At 43.5% G+C, this 24,142-nt stretch carries 25 protein-coding genes and 1 riboswitch; of the genes, 12 read left to right on the top strand and 13 right to left on the bottom strand.

From position 1 onward, the window contains the following. Positions 1-48 precede the first annotated feature (48 nt). Positions 49-948, top strand: coding sequence for a TIGR01777 family oxidoreductase (locus B0H99_RS16460; RefSeq protein ID WP_106534777.1), 900 nt, complete (start codon positions 49-51; stop codon positions 946-948). Between the two features lie 40 nt (positions 949-988). Continuing rightward, positions 989-2,353 (top strand): 23S rRNA (uracil(1939)-C(5))-methyltransferase RlmD, encoded by a 1,365-nt coding sequence (gene rlmD, locus B0H99_RS16455; RefSeq protein ID WP_106534799.1) that lies wholly within the window; start codon positions 989-991, stop codon positions 2,351-2,353. 44 nt (positions 2,354-2,397) lie between these two features. On the opposite strand, the gene B0H99_RS16450 is transcribed toward rlmD, so the two are convergent. Then, positions 2,398-3,591, bottom strand: a complete 1,194-nt coding sequence (locus tag B0H99_RS16450; RefSeq protein ID WP_106534776.1) for an MFS transporter — start codon at positions 3,589-3,591, stop codon at positions 2,398-2,400. Positions 3,592-4,089: 498 nt separating this feature from the next. Here B0H99_RS16450 and B0H99_RS16445 point away from each other — a divergent pair, with 498 nt between their 5' ends. Next, positions 4,090-4,290: an SE1561 family protein gene (locus B0H99_RS16445; RefSeq protein WP_106534775.1), complete on the top strand. Its 201-nt coding sequence runs from the start codon at positions 4,090-4,092 to the stop codon at positions 4,288-4,290. A gap of 43 nt (positions 4,291-4,333) precedes the next feature. On the opposite strand, the gene B0H99_RS16440 is transcribed toward B0H99_RS16445, so the two are convergent. Both B0H99_RS16440 and B0H99_RS16435 read right to left on the bottom strand, forming a co-directional pair. Further along, a complete protein-coding gene (locus tag B0H99_RS16440; RefSeq protein WP_245894555.1) occupies positions 4,334-5,149 on the bottom strand; it encodes a YihY/virulence factor BrkB family protein in 816 nt (271 codons plus the stop codon). Positions 5,150-5,256: 107 nt separating this feature from the next. Continuing rightward, positions 5,257-5,766 (bottom strand): YtxH domain-containing protein, encoded by a 510-nt coding sequence (locus B0H99_RS16435; RefSeq protein WP_106534774.1) that lies wholly within the window; start codon positions 5,764-5,766, stop codon positions 5,257-5,259. A gap of 196 nt (positions 5,767-5,962) precedes the next feature. On the opposite strand from B0H99_RS16435, the gene B0H99_RS16430 reads away from it, so the two are divergent. Together B0H99_RS16430 and B0H99_RS16425 are read left to right on the top strand one after the other, a co-directional pair. After that, positions 5,963-7,324, top strand: coding sequence for an alanine/glycine:cation symporter family protein (locus tag B0H99_RS16430; RefSeq protein ID WP_106534773.1), 1,362 nt, complete (start codon positions 5,963-5,965; stop codon positions 7,322-7,324). Between the two features lie 156 nt (positions 7,325-7,480). Continuing rightward, positions 7,481-7,702: a DUF1128 domain-containing protein gene (locus B0H99_RS16425; RefSeq protein ID WP_106534772.1), complete on the top strand. Its 222-nt coding sequence runs from the start codon at positions 7,481-7,483 to the stop codon at positions 7,700-7,702. 58 nt (positions 7,703-7,760) lie between these two features. On the opposite strand, the gene B0H99_RS16420 is transcribed toward B0H99_RS16425, so the two are convergent. Both B0H99_RS16420 and B0H99_RS16415 read right to left on the bottom strand, forming a co-directional pair. Further along, positions 7,761-8,747 carry a class I SAM-dependent methyltransferase gene (locus tag B0H99_RS16420; RefSeq protein ID WP_106534771.1) on the bottom strand — a complete coding sequence of 329 codons (987 nt, stop codon included), beginning with the start codon at positions 8,745-8,747 and terminating at the stop codon, positions 7,761-7,763. Continuing rightward, positions 8,744-10,051 carry an FAD-dependent oxidoreductase gene (locus B0H99_RS16415; RefSeq protein WP_106534770.1) on the bottom strand — a complete coding sequence of 436 codons (1,308 nt, stop codon included), beginning with the start codon at positions 10,049-10,051 and terminating at the stop codon, positions 8,744-8,746. Before B0H99_RS16415 ends, B0H99_RS16420 begins: the two co-directional genes overlap by 4 nt. A 207-nt stretch (positions 10,052-10,258) precedes the next feature. On the opposite strand from B0H99_RS16415, the gene B0H99_RS16410 reads away from it, so the two are divergent. The 4 genes from B0H99_RS16410 (at position 10,259) to B0H99_RS16400 (ending at position 13,639) form a co-directional block, all read left to right on the top strand. Beyond that, complete coding sequence (locus tag B0H99_RS16410; protein WP_106534769.1) at positions 10,259-11,491, top strand: aminopeptidase; 1,233 nt, start codon at positions 10,259-10,261, stop codon at positions 11,489-11,491. A gap of 86 nt (positions 11,492-11,577) precedes the next feature. After that, positions 11,578-11,742: a hypothetical protein gene (locus tag B0H99_RS17895; RefSeq protein ID WP_181313696.1), complete on the top strand. Its 165-nt coding sequence runs from the start codon at positions 11,578-11,580 to the stop codon at positions 11,740-11,742. Between the two features lie 216 nt (positions 11,743-11,958). Beyond that, positions 11,959-12,966 (top strand): rod-share determining protein MreBH, encoded by a 1,008-nt coding sequence (gene mreBH, locus B0H99_RS16405; RefSeq protein WP_106534768.1) that lies wholly within the window; start codon positions 11,959-11,961, stop codon positions 12,964-12,966. A 106-nt stretch (positions 12,967-13,072) separates the two neighbouring features. Beyond that, positions 13,073-13,639, top strand: coding sequence for a beta-class carbonic anhydrase (locus tag B0H99_RS16400; protein WP_106534767.1), 567 nt, complete (start codon positions 13,073-13,075; stop codon positions 13,637-13,639). Positions 13,640-13,646: 7 nt separating this feature from the next. Here B0H99_RS16400 and B0H99_RS16395 read toward each other — a convergent pair whose 3' ends face one another. From B0H99_RS16395 to B0H99_RS16385, 3 genes are all read right to left on the bottom strand, one after another. After that, a complete protein-coding gene (locus B0H99_RS16395; RefSeq protein ID WP_106534766.1) occupies positions 13,647-14,129 on the bottom strand; it encodes a DinB family protein in 483 nt (160 codons plus the stop codon). Between the two features lie 85 nt (positions 14,130-14,214). After that, positions 14,215-14,763, bottom strand: coding sequence for a GNAT family N-acetyltransferase (locus B0H99_RS16390; protein WP_106534765.1), 549 nt, complete (start codon positions 14,761-14,763; stop codon positions 14,215-14,217). A gap of 1 nt (position 14,764) precedes the next feature. Further along, positions 14,765-16,564, bottom strand: coding sequence for a M3 family oligoendopeptidase (locus B0H99_RS16385; protein ID WP_106534764.1), 1,800 nt, complete (start codon positions 16,562-16,564; stop codon positions 14,765-14,767). 214 nt (positions 16,565-16,778) lie between these two features. On the opposite strand from B0H99_RS16385, the gene B0H99_RS16380 reads away from it, so the two are divergent. Beyond that, positions 16,779-17,501 (top strand): tryptophan-rich sensory protein, encoded by a 723-nt coding sequence (locus B0H99_RS16380; RefSeq protein ID WP_106534763.1) that lies wholly within the window; start codon positions 16,779-16,781, stop codon positions 17,499-17,501. A gap of 16 nt (positions 17,502-17,517) precedes the next feature. On the opposite strand, the gene map is transcribed toward B0H99_RS16380, so the two are convergent. Then, positions 17,518-18,267: a type I methionyl aminopeptidase gene (gene map / locus B0H99_RS16375; RefSeq protein WP_106534762.1), complete on the bottom strand. Its 750-nt coding sequence runs from the start codon at positions 18,265-18,267 to the stop codon at positions 17,518-17,520. Between the two features lie 83 nt (positions 18,268-18,350). Further along, positions 18,351-18,926: an energy-coupled thiamine transporter ThiT gene (gene thiT, locus B0H99_RS16370; RefSeq protein ID WP_106534761.1), complete on the bottom strand. Its 576-nt coding sequence runs from the start codon at positions 18,924-18,926 to the stop codon at positions 18,351-18,353. Between the two features lie 104 nt (positions 18,927-19,030). Continuing rightward, positions 19,031-19,130, bottom strand: a riboswitch (TPP riboswitch). A gap of 113 nt (positions 19,131-19,243) precedes the next feature. On the opposite strand from thiT, the gene B0H99_RS16365 reads away from it, so the two are divergent. Together B0H99_RS16365 and B0H99_RS17890 are read left to right on the top strand one after the other, a co-directional pair. Further along, complete coding sequence (locus B0H99_RS16365; protein WP_106534760.1) at positions 19,244-20,314, top strand: M20 family metallopeptidase; 1,071 nt, start codon at positions 19,244-19,246, stop codon at positions 20,312-20,314. 70 nt (positions 20,315-20,384) lie between these two features. Then, positions 20,385-20,525 (top strand): hypothetical protein, encoded by a 141-nt coding sequence (locus tag B0H99_RS17890; RefSeq protein WP_181313695.1) that lies wholly within the window; start codon positions 20,385-20,387, stop codon positions 20,523-20,525. 45 nt (positions 20,526-20,570) lie between these two features. Here the strand turns inward: B0H99_RS17890 and B0H99_RS16360 are convergent, their stop codons facing one another. From B0H99_RS16360 to B0H99_RS16350, 3 genes are read right to left on the bottom strand one after another with little or no spacing between them, the layout of a single operon-like run. Continuing rightward, positions 20,571-21,485 carry an SGNH/GDSL hydrolase family protein gene (locus B0H99_RS16360; protein ID WP_425440392.1) on the bottom strand — a complete coding sequence of 305 codons (915 nt, stop codon included), beginning with the start codon at positions 21,483-21,485 and terminating at the stop codon, positions 20,571-20,573. Positions 21,486-21,488: 3 nt separating this feature from the next. Beyond that, the gene (locus B0H99_RS16355; protein ID WP_106534758.1) at positions 21,489-22,718 is read right to left on the bottom strand and encodes an aminopeptidase; all 1,230 of its coding nucleotides are present in this window, start codon (positions 22,716-22,718) and stop codon (positions 21,489-21,491) included. Positions 22,719-22,720: 2 nt separating this feature from the next. Further along, positions 22,721-23,875 (bottom strand): DEAD/DEAH box helicase, encoded by a 1,155-nt coding sequence (locus B0H99_RS16350; RefSeq protein WP_106534757.1) that lies wholly within the window; start codon positions 23,873-23,875, stop codon positions 22,721-22,723. Positions 23,876-24,142: the final 267 nt, after the last annotated feature.

Below are 24,142 nucleotides of genomic sequence, written 5' to 3'. Positions count from 1 at the left end.
TTAAATGCATGGATTCCGGGTAGAATAAAGGAAATGGAGGCGATGGAGATGAAAATAGCAATCACGGGCGGAACCGGTTTTGTCGGAAAGGAATTAACGCGCTTATTGCACATGCAAGGCTGGGAAATTTACATTTTGACGAGGCATCCAAAGCAATCATCATTAGGCATTTCTTATGTAGAATGGCTGACAGAAGGAGCGCAGCCGGAAAAGCAACTTGAAGGAATGGACGCGTTTGTAAATTTAGCTGGCGCTTCAATCAACGCCGGACGTTGGAGCAACGAACAGAAAAAAGAAATCCATGATAGCCGGATAAGCGCCACAAAAGAAGTTTTGCGCATATTAAAAGCCCTTGACAAAAAACCTGAAGCGTTGATTAATGCAAGCGCCGTGGGCATTTATCCTGCTTCACAATCTGCAACTTACACGGAAGCGTCCACAAATTACGGAAACGACTTTCTCGCTAAAACAGTAATTGATTGGGAACAACTTGCGGATCAAGCGAAAGCGCTTGGCATCCGCGTAGCCTACGGCAGATTCGGCATCGTTTTGGGCAAAGACGACGGGGCGTTGCCTCTCATGGCACTTCCCTATAAATTATTTGGCGGCGGTACGGTCGGTTCAGGCAGACAGTGGCTTTCCTGGATTCATATTCACGATGTTGCCCGTGCTATCCAGTTTGCCATCGAAACGAAAACACTTGAAGGCCCTTTCAATGTTACGGCTCCCAATCCGGAACGCATGAAGGAATTTGGCAAAGAAATTGCAAAGGCACTTGGACGCCCGCACTGGATTCCAGTTCCTTCTGCCGCATTAAAACTTACGCTTGGGGAGAAAAGCCGGCTTGTTTTGGAAGGTCAGCAAGCACTTCCCGTTGTTTTACAGAAGCACGGTTTCGAATTCACCTTCCCTCACTTGCAATCGGCACTGGCTGATCTTTACAAATGAGGTATAATGAAAGGATGATTAATCGAAGGACGTGAGAACATTGAACGAAAAACCCATCTTTGAAGAAGGACAGAAGTTTCCTTTGACAATCAAACGGCTCGGCATTAACGGCGAAGGCATCGGCTATTTCAAACGCAATGTCGTTTTCGTGCAAGGTGCGCTGCCAGGCGAAGAAATTACGGCGCAAGTGACCAGCATTAAACGCAATTTTGCAGAAGCACGAGTCTTGAAAATTCGGAAGGCGTCCCCACATCGCCAAACACCGCCGTGCCCAATTTATGAAACATGCGGCGGCTGCCAATTGCAGCATATGACATATGAACAGCAATTGGTTGAAAAGCGGGATCTTGTAACCCAGGCACTCGAACGTTATTTGAAAGGGGTCAATGTCCCGATTGAACATACAATCGGCATGGAAAACCCTTGGCATTACCGCAACAAAAGCCAATTTCAGACAAGATTGAAAGGAACAAAGGTCATTGCAGGGCTGTTCGCGGAAGGTTCGCATCAGCTGCTCGATATCGAACAATGCATCGTCCAGCATCCTGATACCACCGTCATTACTAATGCAGTAAAGCGCATATTAGAAGAACTGAAAATACCGATTTACGACGGCAAGACGATGAAAGGCATCATTCGAACGATTGTTGTTCGCACGGGATTGCAGACCGGAGAAATTCAACTTGTGTTAATTACTACCCGATCAAAGATTCCACAAAAAGAATTGCTTATGGAAAAATTGAAACAAATTGATATTAATTTGGTTTCGATTGTCCAGAACATCAACAAAGAAAAAACTTCCTTGATTTTTGGTGATGAGACTGTCACGCTTTACGGCAAGGATACCATTCATGAAGAGCTTGGCGAACTGGCTTTCGATTTGTCAGCACGCGCGTTCTTCCAACTTAATCCTGTTCAGACAGTCAAGTTGTATGATGAAATCAAACGTGCTGCTGACTTGACCGGCAAGGAATCAGTTGTGGATGCTTATTGCGGCGTTGGCACTATCGGCTTATGGCTCGCCAATAGCGCGAAGGAGCTCCGGGGCATGGATGTTATACATGACAGTGTTGTGGATGCAAAATCCAACGCCAAAAAAATGGGAGTCACTGCAAAATACGTTACTGGCACCGCAGAAAAATGGCTCGAAACATGGAGCAACGAAGGGTTCGTACCGGATGTATTGACGGTCGACCCTCCGCGTACCGGGCTCGGCGATTCGCTATTGAAAACAATTTTAAAAGTAAAACCGAAACGCTTTGTCTATACGTCATGCAACCCGTCAACATTAGCCAAAGATTTGCAGCAATTAACGAAAATCTACCGAATCGAGTATATTCAGCCTGTTGATATGTTTCCACAAACGGCTCAAGTAGAAGCTGTCACAAAACTCGTATTGAAATAATCAAAAGGCGCAGGAAGCAAAATTGCTTTCTGCGCCTTTTTTATTTACTCCTGCGATACAGGAGTTTCTTGCCGTCTGGAATTGCCTTTCAATATGATAATGAAACCGATGAAGAGCAACATAGCCGCTATTAGCAATAGAAAACTAAAACCTTCAGCGTATTCAACAAACAGGCCTCCTAAAAATGGCCCGCCCAAACTGCCGATACTAAAAGCGATGCCGCACAATAAATTTCCGGTGGGCAACAGATCTTTGGGCATCAAATCCGCCATATACGAAATGCCTAAAGAGAAAGTTGATCCGACAAACATGCCAGCCCCTGCAAAAAAGGCTACCGTCAGCCAAGCGTTCGTTTCATAAAAGCTTGCCGCCCCAAATATCGCTGCTCCGCCAACAAGTGCAATGATCAAGACGTTTTTCCTGCCGATCCGGTCGCTTAATACACCTAGCGGCAACTGTGTTGCAATAGCACCTGCTGAAAAGGCGGCCAATATAATAGACACCAAAGCAACATCGATGGATTGCCGCAACGCATAAACCGGGTAGATGGCGTTTAACGAAGCCTCCAAAAAGCCATAACCTAGAGGCGGCAAAAATGCGATCCAGGCAATTGCAATGGCCGCTTGGAAACGTCCAAAAACACCTTTTGACGAGTGAATATCCCCGGTTGTAATTTCTGGAGAGCCATTTTTCAGTAAAAATACAAAAGACCAAGCAATTAAACATAAGATAGCCGATACAATAAATGGCAATGGCTCAAAAATGTTAACGAGGGGCACAAATAGAGGCCCCGCCCCAAAACCGATGCTGAACGACATGCCGTATATGGCAATATTGCGGCCTAGCCGATACTGGGGCGAAGTGCTGGTTATCCACGTTTGCGTCGAGAAATGCAGCGCTTGGTCCCCAATACCGATCAATACACGCAACACAAACCAAAATGCGACGCTTTTCCATAAGGGAAACGATAAAAGCGACACAATCACCAATGCCCCACCGAACAAAATTAACGGCTTGAATCCGAACTTCCGCAAAATTGGTTCCATGAATGGTGCAATAACAAGTGTTCCTATGTATAGTCCTGTAGCGCTTAAACCATTCAGTGCCGAAGATACACCATCTTGTTCAAAAATAACAGCAATCAATGGCAGCAGCATGCCTTGCGAAAAACCTGAAATGGAAACAATCGCTACTAAAATCCAAAAACGCGCGCGCTCGCTCCTTAAAAAATATGTCATAAAATCCTCCCAGCAATACGCATTCTTCTGTAAAATTCAGTCAAATACCATATTAGCATATGGAGCGCTTAGAGTATAAATTTATAACAAGAAATAGATCAGTCAGCATGAAGATAAAAGCAAGTAGCTTGAATCGAGGAAAATCCTGTTACTAGTTATAGATTAGGAAAATGCGCATTATAAAAGGCTCTGTCCGTTTCTGCTAGCAGAATGCGGATGAGCCTTTAAGTTTTTATCCTATCCATTTGTGTTTTCATAATAACATTCTCGGCTATGCCGCCGGTTGAATGTATAAATTCCCTCCTTTATAAAACGAGATTGCCGACTAATTGTTTGTTATTCATCCCCTCCCGCTTTTTATTAACATTACCTTAACATAAACACTGAAGAATGTAAATTTTCTAACTACTTCATAATAAAATTCTTTCTAAATGCCTACATGTGTTGATATTTTCCCAGCTATCCGCTACTATTAACATGCGAAATGAGGTGTACCGAATGGGCAAAGGCATAACGAATAAACAAGAACAAGTCGTTTATATGAAAGAGCGTTTGAATATGTTTTTGGAAGTTTTAGATGCGATTGAACCGGAAGATACCGAGCTTGAAGATATTGACCGCTTGATTGCCATGGTTGACGAACTGGATGAGAAAATGCAGCAATTTAAAGTCACTCCACCTGATGAAGCACAAGAATAACATAAGAAAAAATCCCCTAGCCTTTAATGGTTAAGGGATTTTTTTAATCTTCTTGGCTTTTTTCGGTGGCTTTAAGATCGCGACGCCCTTGCATAACTGCATTGATTTGGCCGCCGACCATCAAGAGCATGGCACATACATATAGCCACAGCATCAAAATGATCATGCCGCCAAGACTACCGAAAGTCGGCGAATAAATGGCAAGGTTGTTGATATAAACGGAGAAGATAAAAGAAACACCGAGCCAGCCGATTGCGGTAAACGCCGCTCCTGCCAATACACTGGCAAAATCCAGTCGAACGTTTGGGGCTACCCAATAAATGACGGAGCTAAGGACAAAAATGATAAGGCCAGGAATGGTAAATCGAAGAGCGTTCCAAGTGGCCAGAAACCCTTCTTCCAAACCGGCATACGTAAAGATGATAAGACCGATCTGCCTGCCGAAAATCGGTAATGCAAGTGCAACTGCCAAAATGAGCATCAGCAAAACGGTGTTTACCATCGACATGCCTTGGGCAACCCAGATTGGACGTCTTTCTGCAACGCCATAGGAACTATTCAACGATTTGATAAGCGCATTCATTCCGATGCTGCCCGACCAAATCATCGCCAAAATCCCGAAAGACAAAAGCCCTCTATTTTGAGTCGTTAACAGTTCATTTAACGTATGTTCAATCAGTATAAATACTTCGTGAGGTGCCACTTCTTGAATGAAACTGTAGATTTGCTCTTCCGACAAGTTCAAATAAGGCACGAGGGTAACCAAAAAAATGAGCAAAGGAAATATCGACAAAAGGAAAAAGAACGCTAATTGCGCTCCTACTCCCATTACGTCGACATCGTAAATCCTTTTATTCAATTCTTTGAAAAACCCGGAAAAGGTTTTTACGTCATGAGACATATGCAAATTATGCAGCCGCTCTTCCGATTGGTGCCGTTTTTCTTCTTCCCCGGGGCTAATGGCAATTACGCCTTTTTTCCGGAATTGTAAGAATTTGAACTGCCACTGTTATTTCCTGATGAAGATGGTGCTGATAAACTGCCACCAGTATTTGATGAAGAAGATGAACTTCCACCATCAGTTAAAGTTGTAGATGGTGATGGATTATCCTCTTTAACTGCTGCAATCACATCGTTTTTAGAATCGATGACAGCGTCTTTCGTTTCAACAAACGCCTCTTTTGTTTCTAAAGCCAGCTCTCTTACTTGAGGTGTCAATTCTTTCAACTCATTGACTTTTTCCCCTACGTAAGATGCATCTTCTGAAATACGGTTATAAAGGTTTTGCGCTTTGTTAGCTTGCTGCTGAACTAATGTTTGCAATTCTCTTCTATTTGTTGCGTAATATTGTGCATTACTTCCTAATTTTTTTGATTTCCGTACAACATCGTTGCGTGTATTGCGGTCAAATAGAGAAACAATAAGTCCCATTGCCGCTCCTACTAAAATACCTGTCATTAATTTGTTTTGGCTCATCCTGAATTCCTCCCAATAATATAGTACTTGCGTCTCTTTGGATTTTTTCCCTAATCTACTGAATTTTAAACTCTTCGTAAATTTTATTTTCAAAAAACCTTGACTCTTTGTCTAATATTTTGGAATATAAAATCTTAAGAAGGGAGAAATGGTAGAGAAAACAAAAGCTATATCAGAAGGATAAGGGGATGAGTACATGGAACGGATTGAAGCAATTCTAGGCAGTATTAGCAGTTTTGTATGGGGGCCGCCGCTTTTAATTTTATTGGTTGGAACCGGAATTTATTTAACAGTGCGGATCGGCCTTTTACAAATACGCTTGCTTCCTTACGCATTGAAATTGGTTTTTACAAAAAATCAAGACAAAACATCTCAAGGGGATATCAGCCATTTCCAGGCTCTTTCCACCGCCTTGGCGGCTACCGTTGGGACCGGTAATATTGTCGGTGTTGCAACAGCTGTTATACTAGGCGGTCCTGGAGCGGTTTTCTGGATGTGGTTTTCTGCTTTCTTCGGGATGGCTACTAAATACGGAGAAGCAGTATTGGCGGTTAAATACCGGATCGTTGATGCTAAAGGGCAGATGGCCGGCGGGCCGATGTATTATTTGGAGCACGGCCTGAAACAAAAATGGCTTGGCGTTTTATTTGCAATTTTTGGAGCGATTGCCGCCTTTGGTATCGGTAATGGAACTCAATCAAATTCCGTCGCTATTGTTGTGCGCGATACCTTTGACGTGCCTACCTGGATTACAGGTTTGATTTTAATGATTTTTGCTGGCGCGGTTATTTTAGGTGGTATCACAGCAATTGGGAAAGTTACTTCCTATTTTGTTCCAGTCATGGCGCTTTTCTATCTTATTGCAGGCTTGACTGTCATGATTTTAAACCTTGAATTGATTTTGCCGGCAATCGCGACAATCTTCAGTTCTGCCTTTACAGGCGAAGCGGCTGTAGGCGGTGCAATCGGGGCAGCTATCCGCTATGGGGTTGCACGAGGCGTATTCTCCAACGAAGCGGGCCTTGGATCGGCACCAATCGCAGCAGCAGCAGCGAAAACAGACTTGCCTGGCCGTCAAGCGCTTGTATCGATGACACAAGTGTTCATCGATACCTTGGTTATCTGTTCAATCACGGGAATTACAATTGTCATGTCTGGCATGTATACCGACAAGAGTTTACAAGGTTCGGCGCTGACAACAGCTGCATTCGAACAATTTTTAGGGCCTGCAGGACCTATCGTAGTGGCAATCGGTTTAATTTTCTTTGCTTCTTCCACTATCATCGGCTGGGCGTATTATGGTGAAAAATGCTTCCAGTATTTATTCCGGAACCCAAGCTTACTGATTGTTTACCGCGTTATATTTATTGCAGTTGTTTTCATTGGGGCTACGGTTTCCCTTGATGTGGTCTGGATGTTCTCTGATGTCATGAACGGCTTGATGGCGATACCAAACTTGATCGGCTTGCTTGGCTTGTCCGGTGTAATCGTGTATGAAACCAAGCGCATCGTTTCAAAAATCAAAGAAGAAAAAGAAGCAGCACGCTCTGGAAATTGACATTCGTTTTGAATAATGGAATGATAAAGTGAAACTTCAATCAGCAGAAGTTCCCCTTTTGCTGATTGCCAGTTGAACCAAACGGTATCATTGGCGACATACCATCGTCTTTTGAAACAGTGAAGTTCTTACTTAATTGAAAGGCAGGGACTTATCATGGATTTATCAAAACCATCAAATGAAAATGTCACCTTCATGATTGAAGAAATAAAAACAAAATTGCGCATGGTCAACGTCGATGCCATGAAGTCTGAGCACTTCAACGCTTCTCAGTATGAAGACTTGCGTGAGTTGTACGAAATGGTCGCCAAACGCGACTCATTCAGCCCTAATGAAATGGAAGCCATTGCTTCTGAATTAGGTTCCTTGCGAAAATAAAAAAGTCCCGGAAGAATAATTCTTCCGGGACTTTTTTATTTTCAGCGCGACAGCTTTTTCAGCTTTCCTTCTGGTATTGCACAATGTACCAGCTGCCTTCTTTTATGACCGTGTGGATGCCGATCATGGTGAATCCTGCTTCTGCGCCCCATTCGGTCAGTTCTTCGGTAGTCGGCAAACGATATAAATTGTCGAAGGAAGAGAAAAAGCTGTTAAAAACATTGGCGAATGGCGGACTGTCGGTGCTGCCCGCGATCGGTGTCACAATCGATAACACTCCATCTTCATTCAACCAGCTGGCCAGTTGATGGTAAAGTTTTTGGCGGTCTTCCAAATCAATATAATGGATAACGTTGTTCATCAAAATCAAATCTTGGGGAGTTTCTGGCGCATATTTCCATAAATCTGCATTTTCAATGTTGATGTTGTTCAGTCCAGCGGTTAATTTTTTTGCGGTTTCAGTGACTGTTGGACTTATTTCTATTCCTGTAAATTGAGTGCTTGGAAAACGTTCAGCTAATTTTTTAATATAGCCAGCTTCACCACATCCGATATCAAGAACGTTTCCGCCTTTTTTCTCTTTTAATTGTTTTGCCATTTTTGGCATGGCCAAAACTTCAAGCAAACGGCTGGTCTCTGCAACAGTAGGCGCGTGTTTTTCCTCGTCAAAATGGCGGCGTTTCCCTTCCCGCATCATTTCAGGATAGCTGAGAAGTGTCGGGATATGCAATTCCATCATTTCTTTCAATAATACACCAGATGAGTTTTGGCCTTTCGGCTTCGGCAGCTTCCACGTGTTCCATGTTTTGTAGCGGTTTCTGCCGGCTTCTTTCAAATGCCCTATAGAAACCCCGACACTCACCCATTGCTCCAATAAGGCTTCATCAAGCTGCAAAGCATCTGCAACATCGAACTTCGTAACCGGCCTTTCAAACGCTTTAAACAAGTCCAGCTCATAGCCGACATAGGCATGCCAACTATATAAAAAAGGTTCGTTCCGTTTCATATACATTCGTGCTTTCAGCATTTTCATTACATCTATCATAAAAGTCCCTCCACTTTCCATGGGTAATCATCTTCTCTTGTAAAGTATTTCAATTCTTTCAGGTCCGTCGGCAAATTCTTCGACCGGATCGGCATAAGACCCCCTTGAATGAACCGGTCATGAAAATTTTCTTTCCACATGCCAAGACCTGAAACATTCAGCATCTGCTTAAAGTGGAGAATCGGATCTTCTTCCATTCGTTCAAATGTTCTTTTTCTGATAAAACTGACCGGCTTGAACGGGAACGAATAAGCCAAGGCTGCCAAATGGCTTAGCTGCAGCACATGATCAGCCCGTCTATAACGAACCTTTTCGTACCACGTTAGATTAGCCGGATCGGTTTTTCCGCTTTCAAGCATATCTGCTGTCAATTCACCTAATATATCGGCATCTTGAATGGCCATATTCATTCCTTCACCCGCCATCGGGTGTACGGCATGGGCAGCATCGCCAATGATCGCCTTATTTTCTTTCACATAGGAAGGTGCATGGAACATGACCGGTATCATTAACTGGATTTCTTTCCAGTCCGTCAACTTTTGTACATACCCATCTACAACTGGCGCTAAATCCGTGTAAAGTTTATGGAAGTGGCTAATCGGTTTTTCTTTTAACTGCTTGTAATCCCCTTGAGGAATCAAATACACGCTTCTCACTTTTCCATCTGGCAATGGAAACAAACCTAAAAAACGATTGTATGTAGAGACGATTTGTCCGTCTGTAAATTTTTCATCCCGTGGAAATGTGACAGTCAGAAAATGGTGATTATAAGTAGTTTGTTTGACTTCAATCCCCATTTCTTTTCGAGTTATGGAAGAACGTCCTTCCGCACCGAAAAAATAGTCTGCCTCCACTTCAAACTGTTCTTTTCCCCTTTGCAGCAATGCTGCCTGTTTTGTAAAGCCCTTGCATATACTTCCACTCAAATAATGAAAATGTTGATAGGTAGAGGCGAGCTGAAGCATCAAACCCTTCAGTTCTTCGTGTGGCATCATATACGAGGCACTGTATTTACCAGGAAGGACACTATAATCCATAAAAGACTGGTCAAGCACTTTCAATGAACTCGACAACTCGAGCATATCCAATACTTTGATTTCATTGGCACGTGCATGGACTTTTTCAAACAAGCCCAGATCATCAAAAATCTTCATGCTTTTCGGCTGCAGCAATTCTCCTTTATATGTGGCAGGAGCTTTAATCTGCCGTTCTGCAAGGACGACTTTCACTCCCCGTTGCACCAGTTTGAGTGCAAGCGTCAAGCCGCCAATGCCGCCGCCGCTGATGAATACATCTGTTTTCATGCTTCTCATCCCCTTCTTTTTCTGTACCCGTATTTAAAGTCCTGGGAAACATTTTATAGAGCGGAATCATAGAGGGATTTGCAGCTGCAATCTTGTTTTGCCGAATAAAAGAGGCTCCTATGACTTTTTTTTGCTAAATGGGCGAATATACATTGCGAAGGGTGATTGAATATTGCTACTATGAAAAAGATGAGAGGAGAGATTTAATTGACGTCTTTTAATGATAAATTATCTCGATATGCTGAATTAGTTGTAACTGTTGGAGTTAACATTCAACCTGGCCAACCGCTTTATATCGCGGCAGCTATTGAAGCAGCCCCGCTAGTACGTTTGATTGCGAAAAAAGCATATGAATACGGTTCAAAACAGGTACATATTGATTGGAACGATGATGAAACAAGCCGATTGCGTTTTGAATTGGCTCCCGAAGAATCGTTTTCAGAGTTTCCTGCTTGGAAAGTCCAAGAGCGTGAGCAGTTGGCAGAACAAGGTGCGGCGTTTCTCAGCATCGTTTCTCAAAGCCCTGACCTTCTGAAAGGCATTGACTCGAAACGAATTTCCGCTGCCCAAAAAGCGGCCGGAACGGCTTTAAGCAAATACCGCCAAATGGTACAATCGGACAAGGTGAGCTGGTCTGTGATTGCGGCTCCTTCCAAAGCATGGGCGGCAAAAGTTTTTCCGGACCTTGCCGAAGAAGCGCAAATTGAAGCGCTATGGGAAGCGATTTTCAAAGCAGTACGCGCAGATCTTGATGAACCGGTTGAAGCATGGCTTGCCCATGACAAAACACTTCATACTAAAGTTGATTATCTAAACAGTAAGAAATATAAAAAATTGCACTATACATCTCCAAATACCGATTTGGAAGTTGCTCTTCCTGATGGCCATCTTTGGTGCGGTGCCGGTTCGGTGAACGAAAAAGGCGCTGCATTCATGGCCAATATGCCGACTGAGGAAGTTTTCACAGTACCGCATAAAACAGGCGTGAATGGGTATGTATCCAGTACAAAGCCCCTTAGCTATGGCGGTAATATTATTGATGAGTTTAAAATTACTTTCGAGAACGGCCGAATCACGGACGTAACAGCTGCTCAAGGAGAAGAAGTTTTAAAACAGCTGGTGGCTTCGGACGAAGGCTCACACTTCTTAGGCGAAGTTGCGCTTGTACCGCATCAGTCACCAATTTCCGCTTCAAATATTTTATTTTACAATACTCTGTTCGACGAAAACGCATCCAACCATTTTGCCATTGGCAGCGCTTATGCATTCTGCCTCGAAGGCGGCAAAACGATGTCCACTGAAGAGCTGGAAAAACACGGGTTGAACCAAAGCATTACACATGTCGATTTTATGGTCGGCTCTGATAAAATGGATATTGATGGCATATTGGAAGACGGGACGCGTGAACCGATTTTCAGAGACGGCAATTGGGCTTTTTAAGGTTCTGAAAATCGACACTTAATTTTCTGTTGATTTTTCGGTATAATGTCTATTGATGATTATAAACAGGAGAGGAGTTGTCCTATATGATTTACGGTATTGCAGTCACCCTTGGATTTATGGTCGTTATCGGCCTATTTTTCGTAACACTTATGCATTTTCTTGGAAAAGAACTGCATTCACACGATGCGGAACATGTTGATCCGATACCAGCGAAAATATATCGAGATTTTGAAGAGGAGCGTTCTTAACGCCCTCTTTTTTTATTTCAAATGACATATACTTAACAAGAATAATACAATTAGATGTCAAAATGATTACAAAACATACATATAGAACTATTTAACGCGCCATAAAATTACCTTTAGTCCTTCTTAATGTTACAAAAAACTCCCCTCTCTCTTTCACTAGTTTTTTTCGTGGTAAAATGCGAAAGGAACTTGTTTTATAATAGGAGGAGTTTGTGCATGTTTTCTTCAACAGATATTGGTATTGACTTAGGAACCGCAAATATTTTAGTATACACCAAAGCGAAAGGCATCATTTTAAACGAGCCTTCAGTTGTTGCATTAGATACAAAAACAAATAAAGTGCTGGCAATAGGCGAAGATGCAAAAGCGATGATGGGCAAAACACCAAGCCACATCCGTGTTGTCCGTCCGCTTAAAGACGGCGTTATTGCCGATTTCGAAGTAACCACCGACCTCTTAAAAATCGTTATGCAAAAAACGGCAAAAATCATGGGTGGTGCATTCCGTAAACCGAATGTTATGATCTGCACTCCTTGTGGAGCAACTTCTGTAGAACGCCGGGCCATTCACGATGCCGCCAAACAAAGCGGCGCAAAAAATGTTCACTTGATCGAAGAACCGGTGGCAGCTGCAATCGGCGCCGATTTACCGGTAAGTGAACCTATCGCCAGCGTTATTGTCGATATCGGTGGAGGTACGACGGAAGTTGGCATCATCTCTTTCGGCGGTGTGGTATCGTCCAACACAGTAAAAGTAGCAGGAGATCGAATGGATGAAGACATCATTCAATATGTTCGCAAACATTACAACGTGTTAATCGGCGAACCTACTGCTGAAAAAATCAAAAAAGAAATCGGCTATGCTCTTATTCCCCATAAAGCGGAAACATTGGAGATCCGTGGCCGGGATGTTATGACAGGCTTGCCGAAAGTTGTTTCGCTGACATCTACTGAAATCCAAGAAACATTAAAAGAACCATTGTTAGCAATTCTGGAATGTATCCGCGCAACTCTTGAAAATTGCCCAGCTGAACTATCAGGGGACATTGTTGACCAAGGTGTCGTCATCTCAGGCGGCGGCGCCCTATTAAAAGGAATGCAGCAATGGTTATCGGAAGAGATTTCCGTTCCTGTCCATACCGCTCCGCAGCCGCTTGAATCTGTGGCCATCGGTACAGGACGCTCTCTTGTGATGATGAATAAACTTGAACGAATTTCAAAATAACAGAAATCCGGAAGCCCACAGCTTCCGGATTTTTTTTACGCTTTATTCGTCTTTTTCTAAAATTTAGATTAAAATATGAAAGAGAAATAGCTAAGGAGGAATTGCCATGTCAATGTTGAACGAAATTTTGGAGTATAATGAAGGGTTTGTTGAGGACAAGAAATACGAACAGTTTATCACAACTAAATTTCCGGATAAGAAAATCGTTATTTTAACGTGCATGGACACCCGTCTCTTTGAATTGTTGCCAAAAGCAATGAACTTGAAAAACGGTGACGTAAAAATCGTGAAAAGTGCGGGGGCTGTCATCAATCATCCGTTCGGCGGTATCATGCGCAGCTTGTTTGTCGCTGTCTATGCGTTGGGAGCAGATGAAATTTACATAATTGGCCATCATGACTGCGGTATGGCTGCAATTGAGCCGGATGCGGTCCTCGAAAAGATGAAAGCACGAGGAGTTGATGAGAAAACAATCGAGATGGTGAAATACTCGGGAGTCGATTTGGAACAGTGGCTAAGAGGATTTGACAATGTTACTGACAGCGTTCGCCATAGTGTCGATATGGTCAAAAATCATCCTTTGATGATTCCTTCCGTTCCGGTTCATGGCTTAGTAATCGATCCGAAAACCGGCAAACTGGATCTTGTTGTCAATGGAAATGAAAACCGCTGAGAATTTCTCAGCGGTTTTTTTGTACATAATAATAATATTCGAGCAATGTTCCTTCTTTGCCAAACTGGCGCAGAAGCGATGTGATTTGCCCTCTATGGTACGAAGCATGATTGATAAATGAGAACAGCATATCTTCACGTGTGTTTTCACACTCATCGCCCCGTGTATTCTTGAACTTTAACGGCTCTTGCCATTGCTCATCCGTAATGGAAGCAAAATACAATTCCATTTCGGCATGCAGCAGCATGAATGATTCTTTCGCCTTTTCAACCGTCGAGACGTCTAAGCGTTCAAAAGCTGGCTGTTCGATGCCATGCATCCTTAAAAACCAAAGCCGTTCAACTCCAATAGTATGTTCTATTGTTTTTTGGATGGTTGAAAATGAATTTCCGCCTTCACGTACGTAAATCTCTTCTTCAATGGGTTGAATGTGGTCCAGACATGCTAAAGTGGCCCATTTATGATATGAAAAAAGTTTATCTTTGTTCATTCTGCACCTTCTTTCACTTTGTCCCCTATTCGAATAACCATCTTCTTATTTCTTTCCACCATCTTTTATAGGCGGCCTTGCCCTTTCAAAATTCGCTTTCTAACAGCGCAAAGTGAAAATGATCTTCCCATATGCCATTGATGTGCAGGAATTCCCGCAAAAGCCCTTCATTTTGGAATCCGGATTTTTGCAGCACCCGAATCGAACCTAGATTGCGAGGAGAAACATAGGCTTCCAGCCGGTGCAGCCGCAATTGTTCAAATCCAAAGGTGACGATTAGCCGAACAGCCTCTGTCGCAATCCCTCTTCCAATATAGGCTTCATCAATCGAATAACCGACAAGTCCGCTTAAAAAAGGCAGCCGTTTGATGCCGTACATCGAGATATGGCCAATCAAGCGGTTGGAGCCATGTTCAAATATACCAAAACTATACTCCCTGTTTTCCCGCGCCTGGTAAATAGCTTCTCTTATCTTTTCCCGTTGGACTGCAATTGTAAAATAACTGTCCCGATGGCGCGGTTCATAGATGGCCCAGTAATCCCGGTTGCGAAGGAGCAACTGTACCATCTCATTTGCATCTTCTACAGCCAAAGCTCGGAGATAACATGTACGGCCATTAAATAAGAAATTCATATCATTCTACAGAAGACGTTAATGCGATGAATTCTTCTGCGTCTTTCACACACAAAGCAATTCCTTTTTCCCAGAACGCTTCTTGTGTGATGTCTTCGCCCAAATGCTTCATCGCCAAGTCTTCAGCTGTCATGATGGCTGTATCGCGCAGAAGAGCCATGTACTTTTCTTCAAATCCGGTGCCTTCTTCAAGCGCTTTTGCGTAGATGCTCAAAGAGAACAGGTAGCCGAATGTATATGGGAAGTTGTAGAACGGAACATCTGTAATATAGAAATGCAACTTTGAAGCCCAGAAATGAGGATGTGAAGAGCTAAGTCCTCCTGCAAAACCTTCTTGCTGCGCTTCTTCCATCAATTCGCTCAAACGCCCAGCTGAAACAACACCTTTTTTGCGTTCTTCGTAAAACCGGGTTTCAAACAAGAACCGGGAATGGATGTTCATGAAAAATGCCACACTTCTTTGCACTTTATCTTCGAGCAACGCAATCTTCTCTTCTTTTGTTTCGGCGTTCTTCACCGAAGCATCCGCTACAATCATTTCTGCAAATGTAGAAGCCGTTTCCGCCACATTCATCGCATAAGAACGGTTCAATGAATGGACCGGGCGCAAGGCATAGGTATGAAAAGCATGTCCTAATTCATGCGCAAGCGTTGCTACATTTGACATCGATCCGCTGTAAGTCATGAAGATACGGGATTCTTCTGTCAAAGGCAGTCCTGTGCAAAAACCGCCTGGACGTTTATTCGGGCGATCTTCCGCTTCAATCCACCCCTTTTCAAAAGCCTGCTCTGCAAATTCCGCAAGTTCCGGACCGAATTTTTTAAAATGTTTTAAAATGAATTCAGCACCTTCTTGATAAGAAAATTGCTGTGTGCTTTCTGTTACAGGTGCATCAACGTCATACCAATCAAGGCCGTCTTTTCCAAGCAGTTCTCCTTTTTTGTTTAAGTAATCAACAAAAGGCTGTTTGTTCTTGCTGATGGCCCCCCACATGGCATTTAGCGTTTCTTCTTTCATGCGGTTGATATGAAGCGGCTCTTGCAACGGATTTTCCCATCCACGCTTTTTATATGTTGCTAAGCGGAAACCGGCGATTGAATTCAATGTTTTAGCGAAGAATTCTTCTTTTTCCGTCCATGCCGCTTCCAATTTTTCATAGGATTCCTGTCGTACCGCTGCTTCCTTATGTGAGCTTAAATTGTCCGCTTGGCCGACTGACAAAGTTCTTTCTTCGCCATCTACAGTCATCGTAATTTTGATTTCTCCAACGAGCATATCGTACAATTGGCTCCAGCTATGGTAACCGTCCACGCTCAATACTGTGATGAGGCTTTCTTCTTTTTCAGACAGCTGCATTTTCGCTTCTTCACGCCATTCGTTCAACAGGAAGCTAAATTCACGAAGCACTCCATCTTCCAGCAAACTTGCCCATATGCCGTCTTCTGTCTTAGCCAAATCCTGCTGGACTTTTTGAACTGCTGATTGAAAACGCGCTCCCATAGATGATGCTTCGCTTTGCAGCAGCGCCGCTTTTTTATCTTCCGTATCTTGCGCCATCAAACAGCCGATGAACGCATCGGATTGATGCAAATGAAGCATCATGTTTTTTACTTCTTGAAGCAAGCGAGCTACCTGCTGGGCATCTTCTTTTGATGCCGGCACTTTGAAGCCGCGTGCCAACGCTTCAAACTCATTCAATTTAGGTTCGGCGTTGTCCATATGTAATCTCAGTTCTTTGGAGTTGCTTCCTCCCGGAAACAGTACATCCAAATCCCATACTTCGGAAAATTTAACTGTCATTGTCTTTCCTCCTACTAAACTTAATTTTCTAAAAACACTTATAAGTATATCATTATTGGAGATTAGGCGGAATAAAATCCGCTTTCCGAAATAAGATAGCAGTAGAAAAACTTTGCAGAAATTTCTATTTTACTATTATTATGGATTCTGTAGGTATTTGGTATTTGTTGAACCGAATAGGGACAGGTATACTGAATACAAGGAGGGATATTTAATGGTTCGAATACTAGTGATGACTATTGCTTTTTTGAGCATTGTTATTTTTAACGCTTTAGCAAACATTCTGCCGATCAACGGACAAACGACTGGCGAAATTTCTAATCGGCTGCCTGTATTGATCACACCGGCTGGTTATGTATTTTCTATCTGGTCCGTCATCTACATATTGTTCGCCATTTGGATTGTTGGTTGGTGGATTCGCGTAAAAAACGGTGAAACTCCCTCTATTAAAATCCTATTGTATTTTACGCTGAGTGCCGTATTGAATATCGTATGGTTATTTTTATGGCATTATGAATTTTTCAGTTGGTCCATCGTTGCGATGGCAGCTTATCTTTTGTCAATTATTGGGCTTTACCTGCAATACGACAATACTGAGCGAAAAGTGACAGAAAGAATGCCGGTTTCCGTCAACCTTGGATGGCTCATCGTTGCAACCATTACAAATATTAATTATGTTCTCACTTACTATAACTGGAGCGGTTGGGGTCTCAGTGATCAATTGTGGACCGTCATTATGTTGACAGTCGCAACTGCCATTGCTCTTCATATCCGTTTCCATCATTTTGATATTGCGCTTGCCCTCGTGTTCATCTGGGCATTCATCGGTATTGCTGTAAAAAATGGCACTAATGAACTGCTCGTAACCACCGCTTCTTTGTTTTTAAGCGGCGTCATTGCAACCGGCATCTTGCTCATTAAGAAAAGGCCCGCATAAGCGGGCCTTTTTACGTTCAATCTAATTTAGTTAGAAGAATTGGTTCGCCTTTTGTTACAAGGACTGTGTGTTCGATTTGAGCAACGAGCGATTGATCTGGCGTAATGAACGTCCAGCCGTCTCCCGACTCAATGATATGCTCGGCTTTTTGCGAAATGAACGGTTCTACGGCAAGAACCATACCCTCTTTTAAAATAGTTGTCTCCCAAGCATCGTAATAATTCAAGACATGTTGTGGTGCTTCATGAAGAGATTTCCCGATGCCATGGCCAGTCAAATTTTTGATAACGAATAACCCATGGTCTTTCGCTTCGCGTTCAACTGCTTTACCGATTTGATTCAGTTTTGCACCTGCTTTGACTTTCGTCATTGCGCGTTCAAAAGAAGAAAGAGCCACTTCACAAAGTTTTTCTTTTTCAGGATGCCCATCCCCCACTACAAAAGAAATGCCTGTGTCTGAGAAATAGCCTCCGTATGAACCGGAAACGTCGATATTTACGACATCGCCTTCCTGAATGATCCGCTTCCCTGGCATGCCATGGGCAACTTCTTCATTGACGCTGATGCATGTATAGCCGGGAAAATCATATTCTGATTTCGGCCCTGATACGCCGCCAAGTTCTTTGAATAGCCGTCCGCCTAGCTCATCAAGTTCTTTTGTTGTAATGCCGGGTTTAGTCGCAGCTTTCATTTCTTCCCGAATTTTAGCGACCATTTGGCCGGCTTTTTTTAACATTTCAATATCTTTCTCAGTTGTTGCAATCATCGAATACCCTTCTTTCAACTTTTCTAGCAAAAATTATACCATAAGAAAAGAGGACTCTCCTAATGATAGTCCTCTTTTCTTAATTACGCTTTGCTGTCTACCAGTTTTGGAGCAGCTGCAAATAGTGCCGAACAAACCGCTGCCGCAAGCAAGAAAACTGGAATCATGTACGTAGCGTTATAGATGGCTGAATAGATTAAAACATTGCCTTCTGCATACATGCCAAAGAATAAGACGCCAGTGATTACATGGACCACATAGCGCAATAATGAAGCAAACAAAACGCCCGCAATAATGGCTGTGACCATTTTCCCTGTTCTTCCGTTTCTATGGCCATCCAGGTAATTTCTCCGCGTAATTCCCGCTAAACCGACCACAGAGTAAGCAACCAGATAATCCAAAATTACCTGCAAGACGACAAATCCGAAGGACAAAGGGGTCACTGAGATGGTCCCGGTAACAATTTGCAACAAGCCAACTAATAAGCCCGTCAATACGCCTGCCAGTACGCCTCTTCTAAAGGCCATTAAGACGATGGGAATCATCACCAAGCTGACAGATCCTCCTTGCGGCATTTTAAAGGCTACAAAATCTAATACAAATCCTAGAGCTCCGAAAATCGCAATCTCCATCATCAACAAAACGCGTTTATTTCTCATAATTTCCTCCTTATGTGTTTTGCACAACACCAGAAGGGACAGCAGAATAAAACCTTTTTTCCATATAAAAGCGGCGTCAGGATAGAGCCTGACGCCGCGTAAGGGCAGGTTTCCATCCACATCCCTGCGCAAGCATTAACTTACAGGTTCGAAGGGTAAGAACAAATTTGTTCACTCTCAGCAAAAGCTCCCCTTGTGGTGTATACATTAAATTAGGTAACATTAACATTGTACCTAAGCAATGGAGCGAAAGCAACAAGACAGTTTGCAAATAAGCCAAGGAGGTGAAGGCAGCCGATTGATTTGGCTGCCCTAGGATGATCGAACTTTTAAAGGAATTGATCAAAATTAAAAGCGATAACCAGTCAGGCGCAAATAAAGCGCTTCTATTCTGCGCTGACTGGCTTAAATCTCATGGCCAGGAAACTGCAATTCACAAAAATAACGGTTATTTAATGCTGACAGCTGTGAAGGGACAAGGAAACGAAACGATTGTTTGGAATGGCCATGTCGACGTTGTGCCCGGGTACGATAACCAGTTTGATCCTGTTGAAAAAAATGGCCGGATCTATGGCCGTGGTTCTGCCGACATGAAAGCTGGGGTTGCGGCTATGATGACAGCGTTTGTAGAACTTGACGCTGAAGCTTTGAGCCGTGTTGTTCAATTGCACATTGTAACGGACGAAGAAACCGGCGGCCATAACACCTCTGAGTGGCTGGTCAGTCAGGGATTCACCGGTGACTTTGTCATTTGTGGGGAACCAACGGGTTTAAAAGTGGGGCTTCAATCAAAAGGCGTTCTGCATATGGACTTGATGTTCAAAGGCAAACCCGCCCATGGCAGCCGTCCATGGGAAGGGCTCAACGCAATTGAATGTGCAATGGCTTTCCATAGGAAAGTGGCGGATTTGCCTTTCCAGCAGGAAGCGACTCCTTATTTTGCCCACCCATCGGTTAATCTTGCAATTATCAACGCCGGCGACCGTTATAATGTTGTACCGGATCGTTGCAATATGTCTTACGATATTCGCTTTTTGCCTGGACAAGAGCCGAAAGAGATTATCCAACAAATGAAGGATCTTGCTGATACACTCGAATTGGACATGACCTATAAAGCAGATTCCTCCACTCCGGCGTTAATAACTAAAGCCGAACATCCATATATCCAGTCACTGCAGCAGGCCATACGACAAACGACAGACTCAGAACCTGTTCTTTTTGGCCAGCATGGTGCTGCAGATACCCGTTATTACGCGCCTACTATGGGCGGCGAAGGCGCCATCGAATTCGGTCCAGCTGGCAGTGACTGGCATGGGGACGAAGAATATATAGTAATTTCTGGCCTGTACGACTATAAAGCCATTTTGCTGTTGCATGCTCTTTCTTGAAGATTAAGGTTTGCGGTTTCCCTTTTTAGGGAACTTGTATAATACCTTTACTATGAATGGAGAGATGATGATGGGAATAGGCCGTATCGTAAAAACTGCCATTAAATATGGACCAATCGCTTACCCGATTATCCGTAAAGCCATGAACAAGCGAAAAGCAGGCAGCGCTCAAAACACACCACAATATAAGCCAGAACCACGCAAGCGCTAAATGCTTAAAAGCCGTTCCGAATACTTCGGAACGGCTTTTTGTTTGTTATAAATATGGCAGCGGTTTACGCAGAGCCAAGTAATTCATTTTCAGTTGATCAGATGGGCGAGCAGCAGTTCTTTCCTCTGAAGCCGGTCGTGCTTCCTGTTGTGCTTCCTGTTGTGCTCTGATTTCCTCAAATGTCAGTGGATTTGGTTCTGGCAATTCCCACTCCTCTATTTTCCAGCCTTTCTGGTATTGCTCGAAAAAAGCATTTGCCATTGCTTGGTACCCTAGTAAATTCGGATGAACATCACTCGGGTTTGGAACTTTATCCGTCCCATTTTTGCCAAACTTCTTATCGACAGAAACAAATGTGGCTCCCGCTTTTGTAGCGCTGTTTTTTAAAATCTCATTGAGCCGGTCAAGCTGTTCTGCTGTTCCTTCTTTTTGGTTTTCCCGTACATGCGGATATGCAAAATAATAACCCATCACATAGACATCAGCATTTGGGGCCCTTTTTTCCAGTTCCGACAGAATGGCTTCCATGTTGATTCGGGCTTCATTCAATGCAAAGTCAGCCTGAATCTGCTGAAATGCGAGCGACCCTTCTTCTGGATTTGATTGGACTAGGCGCAACAAATCATTGGCTCCTGCAGACAGCGTAATGATATTTGCAGACGCCAAAGCTTCTTTCGCTTGCTCTGATTGGATCCGTTCCAATACATCCCTTGTCGTAAAGCCAGGAAACGCCAATTGCTTTGTGTAAAAAGCGACAGGCTGATGCCGAGATAGCTCTTGAGCAATCAAGTCTGCGTATCCTGTATCAATTTTCGAATCCGGCGTCTGTCCTGCGGCAAGAGAATCACCTAGCGCTACATAAATAGCCGGCACTTTTATTGCCGCATGTGCAGAAAAAGAAGAACTTGAGAATACCAATGCCAGTAGTGCTGCTACAACTATTCTTTTCAATGCAATCACCTCTTAAAAAGCCCAATTTCCGTTCCGGAAAATCGGTTCTCTTGAACCATCTTCAAAAACACCATCAATGTCCATGTTTTCACTGCCAATCATGAAATCTTCATGGACGATGGACGTGTTCAAACCGATCGATTCCAATTGCGCGCGTTCCAAATCACGGGCACCTTCATAGCATGTTGGATACGAATCGCCGATTGCTAGATGATTGGAAGCATTTTCGTCAAATAACGTATTAAAGAATAAAATATTGGAATCTGAAATCGGCGAATGATGCGGCACCAAAGCCACTTCTCCTAAATAAGCGGCGCCGGTATCTGCATTGATCATTTCATTAAGTAATTCCTGTCCCGTCTCCGCTTTCGCGTTGACAATTTTTCCCTTTTCGAACTCCAATGAAAACCCATCAATGATATTTCCTTGATAAACGAGCGGCTTGGTATTGCGGACTTGCCCTTCCACTCCATATTTGGCTGGAACCGTATAGACTTCTTCGGTCGGCATATTGGCGATAAAAGCATTGCCTTGAGGCGTTCGGGCCGCCCCGGTAAGCCATTTGTGCTTTTCCGGAAGTGTAATGGTCAAATCTGTGCCAGGAGCTTGATAATGCAACTTGGCATATTTTTTTTCGTTCAATTGGGAAGCACGTGTCTCCAGCGCTGCAATATGCTCTGTCCACAATTGGACAGCATCCCCTTCGCCGATGCGAACAGTTTTAAAGATCGCTTCCCAGAGCTTTTGCATTCCTTCTTCAGCTTCAAGGTCCGGGAATACTTTTTTTGCCCATTTCCGGGAAGGAATCGCTACGATCGACCATGCTACTTTATCAGATCCGACAGCTTGCCGGTAACGTTCTAAAGCTTTGCCGGCTGACTTCTGCGAATCGGTCAACCGCTTGGCTGGAATGCCTGTCAATAAATCCGGATCTTCTGCATCAATCCATAGAAAAGAACCGCCCTTGTCAATCACTTCGTCGCGTTGAACAACTGACCACTTCGGATATTCCTGGAACGCTTCATCCGGTGCCAATTCATAATGGATTCTTGTCTGGATGGGATCACTGTAGTTGACTTGAACCGTCTTTGCTCCGGCTTCATAGGCTTTTTTCACAACTTGGCGTGTAAATTCAATCGTATCTGTTGTGGTATTTATAACGATGAGCTGGCCTTTTTGTACATTCAATCCAACAGAAACAGCCAGTTCAGCGTACTGCTCTAATTTCTCTTCAAATGTCATGGTTATTTCCCCTTTGTGGAAACTGTTTTGCTTGAGCCTTCAATCAACTTGCCCCCATGCAATACTTTTTGCACTGGTTTCGAAGGCAGTTCTTTCGTGAATTTTTTGTAATGGCGCTCATCCGGATAAGCGAGAAGCGTCAATACTTCCCCATCAGCTCCCGCCCTTCCTGTTCGACCGGAACGATGCAAGTATTGTTCGACTGTTTGCGGCACATCGACGTGGATAACATGCGTCACTTGATCAATGTCCAATCCACGGGCCGCCACTTCCGTCGCTATTAGTACAGATACTTCGCCTTTACGGAATGAATCCAGCGCTTTTTTACGCTCATCTTTTTTCATTTCAGAATGCAGCGCCACAATTTTTGCATCTCGGAACTTCAACTTGTTTTCCTTCATAAGCAACTGGTCCAAGTTATTGACAAACGCTAAAGCTTTCACGCCTTCTATATTGGAAATCTTGCGAAGCATCTCGGTTTTATCCCGTTCATCCACTTTGATGAAAGAATGCGTCACTTTGCCGAGCATCGGCAAATCTTCAGCCGACACCTGCAAGCGGGTCGGGTGGGTCATCAGACGTTCTGCCACTAATTCAACTTCTTCAGTAATCGTCGCCGACACCAATACCAATTGGCGGTCGTGCTGTGTTTTTTCAATTAAATCTTTCATCGTATTGCGGTGTTCACGCGCCATCAATTGGTCGCCTTCATCTAAAACCAGCATGCGTATTTCGTGCATTTTCAATTTTTTGCTTTTTACCAGTTCGTTCAATCTCCCTGGTGTTCCGACTACAATGGTCGGCTTCTTCTTTAGTTTTTCAAGCTGGCGCTGCATATTCGCTCCGCCAATCAATTGAGTAACGGTTACATCCGTACCTTCTGTCCATTCCCGCAGCACGTTGACGATTTGCATCGAGAGCTCTTGGGAAGGAGCAATGATCATCGCTTGTGTTGATGATTTTTCAGGATTCACGCGCTGCAGAATCGGCAAAACGTAAGCAAGTGTTTTGCCGGATCCTGTCGGAGATTCTGCAACGATGTCATTGCCGGCCAACATTTCCGGAATCATTCGTTCCTGGATCGGCATCGGCGTTTCAAACCCTGCTTTCTTCCATTTTTCTTGCCATATTGGATTAAGTTCGTTTATAAAAGTCATGTAGATTCCACCTTCTTTTGAATGCCTCTAGTGTATCATATTTGGCGCTGCAACGCTGTTTTGGAAATGAAAAGGCTGGCCCTCTCTTTAGGAGGCCACTGAAAAACCCTAAGAAAAAGCATCGAATTTCTGATTTTAGAAATTTGGTGCTTTTTTTGTTGTATACTGGTTCTAACTTCAAGGAGGGATAACCATGATGCCAGACAGACCGTCCATGAAACCCAGTCCTTATGCCGCCCTTTATGATCTTGTCATCCCCCACGACCA

The sequence above is a fragment of the Planomicrobium soli genome (assembly GCF_003014655.1).
Lineage (GTDB): Bacteria > Bacillota > Bacilli > Bacillales_A > Planococcaceae > Planococcus > Planococcus soli_B.
This window is presented reverse-complemented; position numbering and strand designations above follow the sequence as displayed.

Coding starts and splice junctions, on each gene's coding strand:
- B0H99_RS16420 (WP_106534771.1), bottom strand. CDS start 8,747: ATGATAGATGTAATGAAAATGCTGAAAGCACGAATGTATATGAAACGG.
- B0H99_RS16385 (WP_106534764.1), bottom strand. CDS start 16,564: ATGACAGTTAAATTTTCCGAAGTATGGGATTTGGATGTACTGTTTCCG.
- B0H99_RS16450 (WP_106534776.1), bottom strand. CDS start 3,591: ATGACATATTTTTTAAGGAGCGAGCGCGCGCGTTTTTGGATTTTAGTA.
- B0H99_RS16350 (WP_106534757.1), bottom strand. CDS start 23,875: ATGACTTTTATAAACGAACTTAATCCAATATGGCAAGAAAAATGGAAG.
- B0H99_RS17890 (WP_181313695.1), top strand. CDS start 20,385: ATGGGAATAGGCCGTATCGTAAAAACTGCCATTAAATATGGACCAATC.
- B0H99_RS16355 (WP_106534758.1), bottom strand. CDS start 22,718: ATGACATTTGAAGAGAAATTAGAGCAGTACGCTGAACTGGCTGTTTCT.
- mreBH (WP_106534768.1), top strand. CDS start 11,959: ATGTTTTCTTCAACAGATATTGGTATTGACTTAGGAACCGCAAATATT.
- B0H99_RS16430 (WP_106534773.1), top strand. CDS start 5,963: ATGGAACGGATTGAAGCAATTCTAGGCAGTATTAGCAGTTTTGTATGG.
- B0H99_RS16415 (WP_106534770.1), bottom strand. CDS start 10,051: ATGAAAACAGATGTATTCATCAGCGGCGGCGGCATTGGCGGCTTGACG.
- B0H99_RS16425 (WP_106534772.1), top strand. CDS start 7,481: ATGGATTTATCAAAACCATCAAATGAAAATGTCACCTTCATGATTGAA.
- B0H99_RS16435 (WP_106534774.1), bottom strand. CDS start 5,766: ATGAGCCAAAACAAATTAATGACAGGTATTTTAGTAGGAGCGGCAATG.
- B0H99_RS16380 (WP_106534763.1), top strand. CDS start 16,779: ATGGTTCGAATACTAGTGATGACTATTGCTTTTTTGAGCATTGTTATT.
- B0H99_RS17895 (WP_181313696.1), top strand. CDS start 11,578: ATGATTTACGGTATTGCAGTCACCCTTGGATTTATGGTCGTTATCGGC.
- B0H99_RS16390 (WP_106534765.1), bottom strand. CDS start 14,763: ATGAATTTCTTATTTAATGGCCGTACATGTTATCTCCGAGCTTTGGCT.
- map (WP_106534762.1), bottom strand. CDS start 18,267: ATGATTGCAACAACTGAGAAAGATATTGAAATGTTAAAAAAAGCCGGC.
- B0H99_RS16400 (WP_106534767.1), top strand. CDS start 13,073: ATGTCAATGTTGAACGAAATTTTGGAGTATAATGAAGGGTTTGTTGAG.
- B0H99_RS16445 (WP_106534775.1), top strand. CDS start 4,090: ATGGGCAAAGGCATAACGAATAAACAAGAACAAGTCGTTTATATGAAA.
- B0H99_RS16395 (WP_106534766.1), bottom strand. CDS start 14,129: ATGAACAAAGATAAACTTTTTTCATATCATAAATGGGCCACTTTAGCA.
- thiT (WP_106534761.1), bottom strand. CDS start 18,926: ATGAGAAATAAACGCGTTTTGTTGATGATGGAGATTGCGATTTTCGGA.
- B0H99_RS16460 (WP_106534777.1), top strand. CDS start 49: ATGAAAATAGCAATCACGGGCGGAACCGGTTTTGTCGGAAAGGAATTA.
- B0H99_RS16365 (WP_106534760.1), top strand. CDS start 19,244: ATGATCGAACTTTTAAAGGAATTGATCAAAATTAAAAGCGATAACCAG.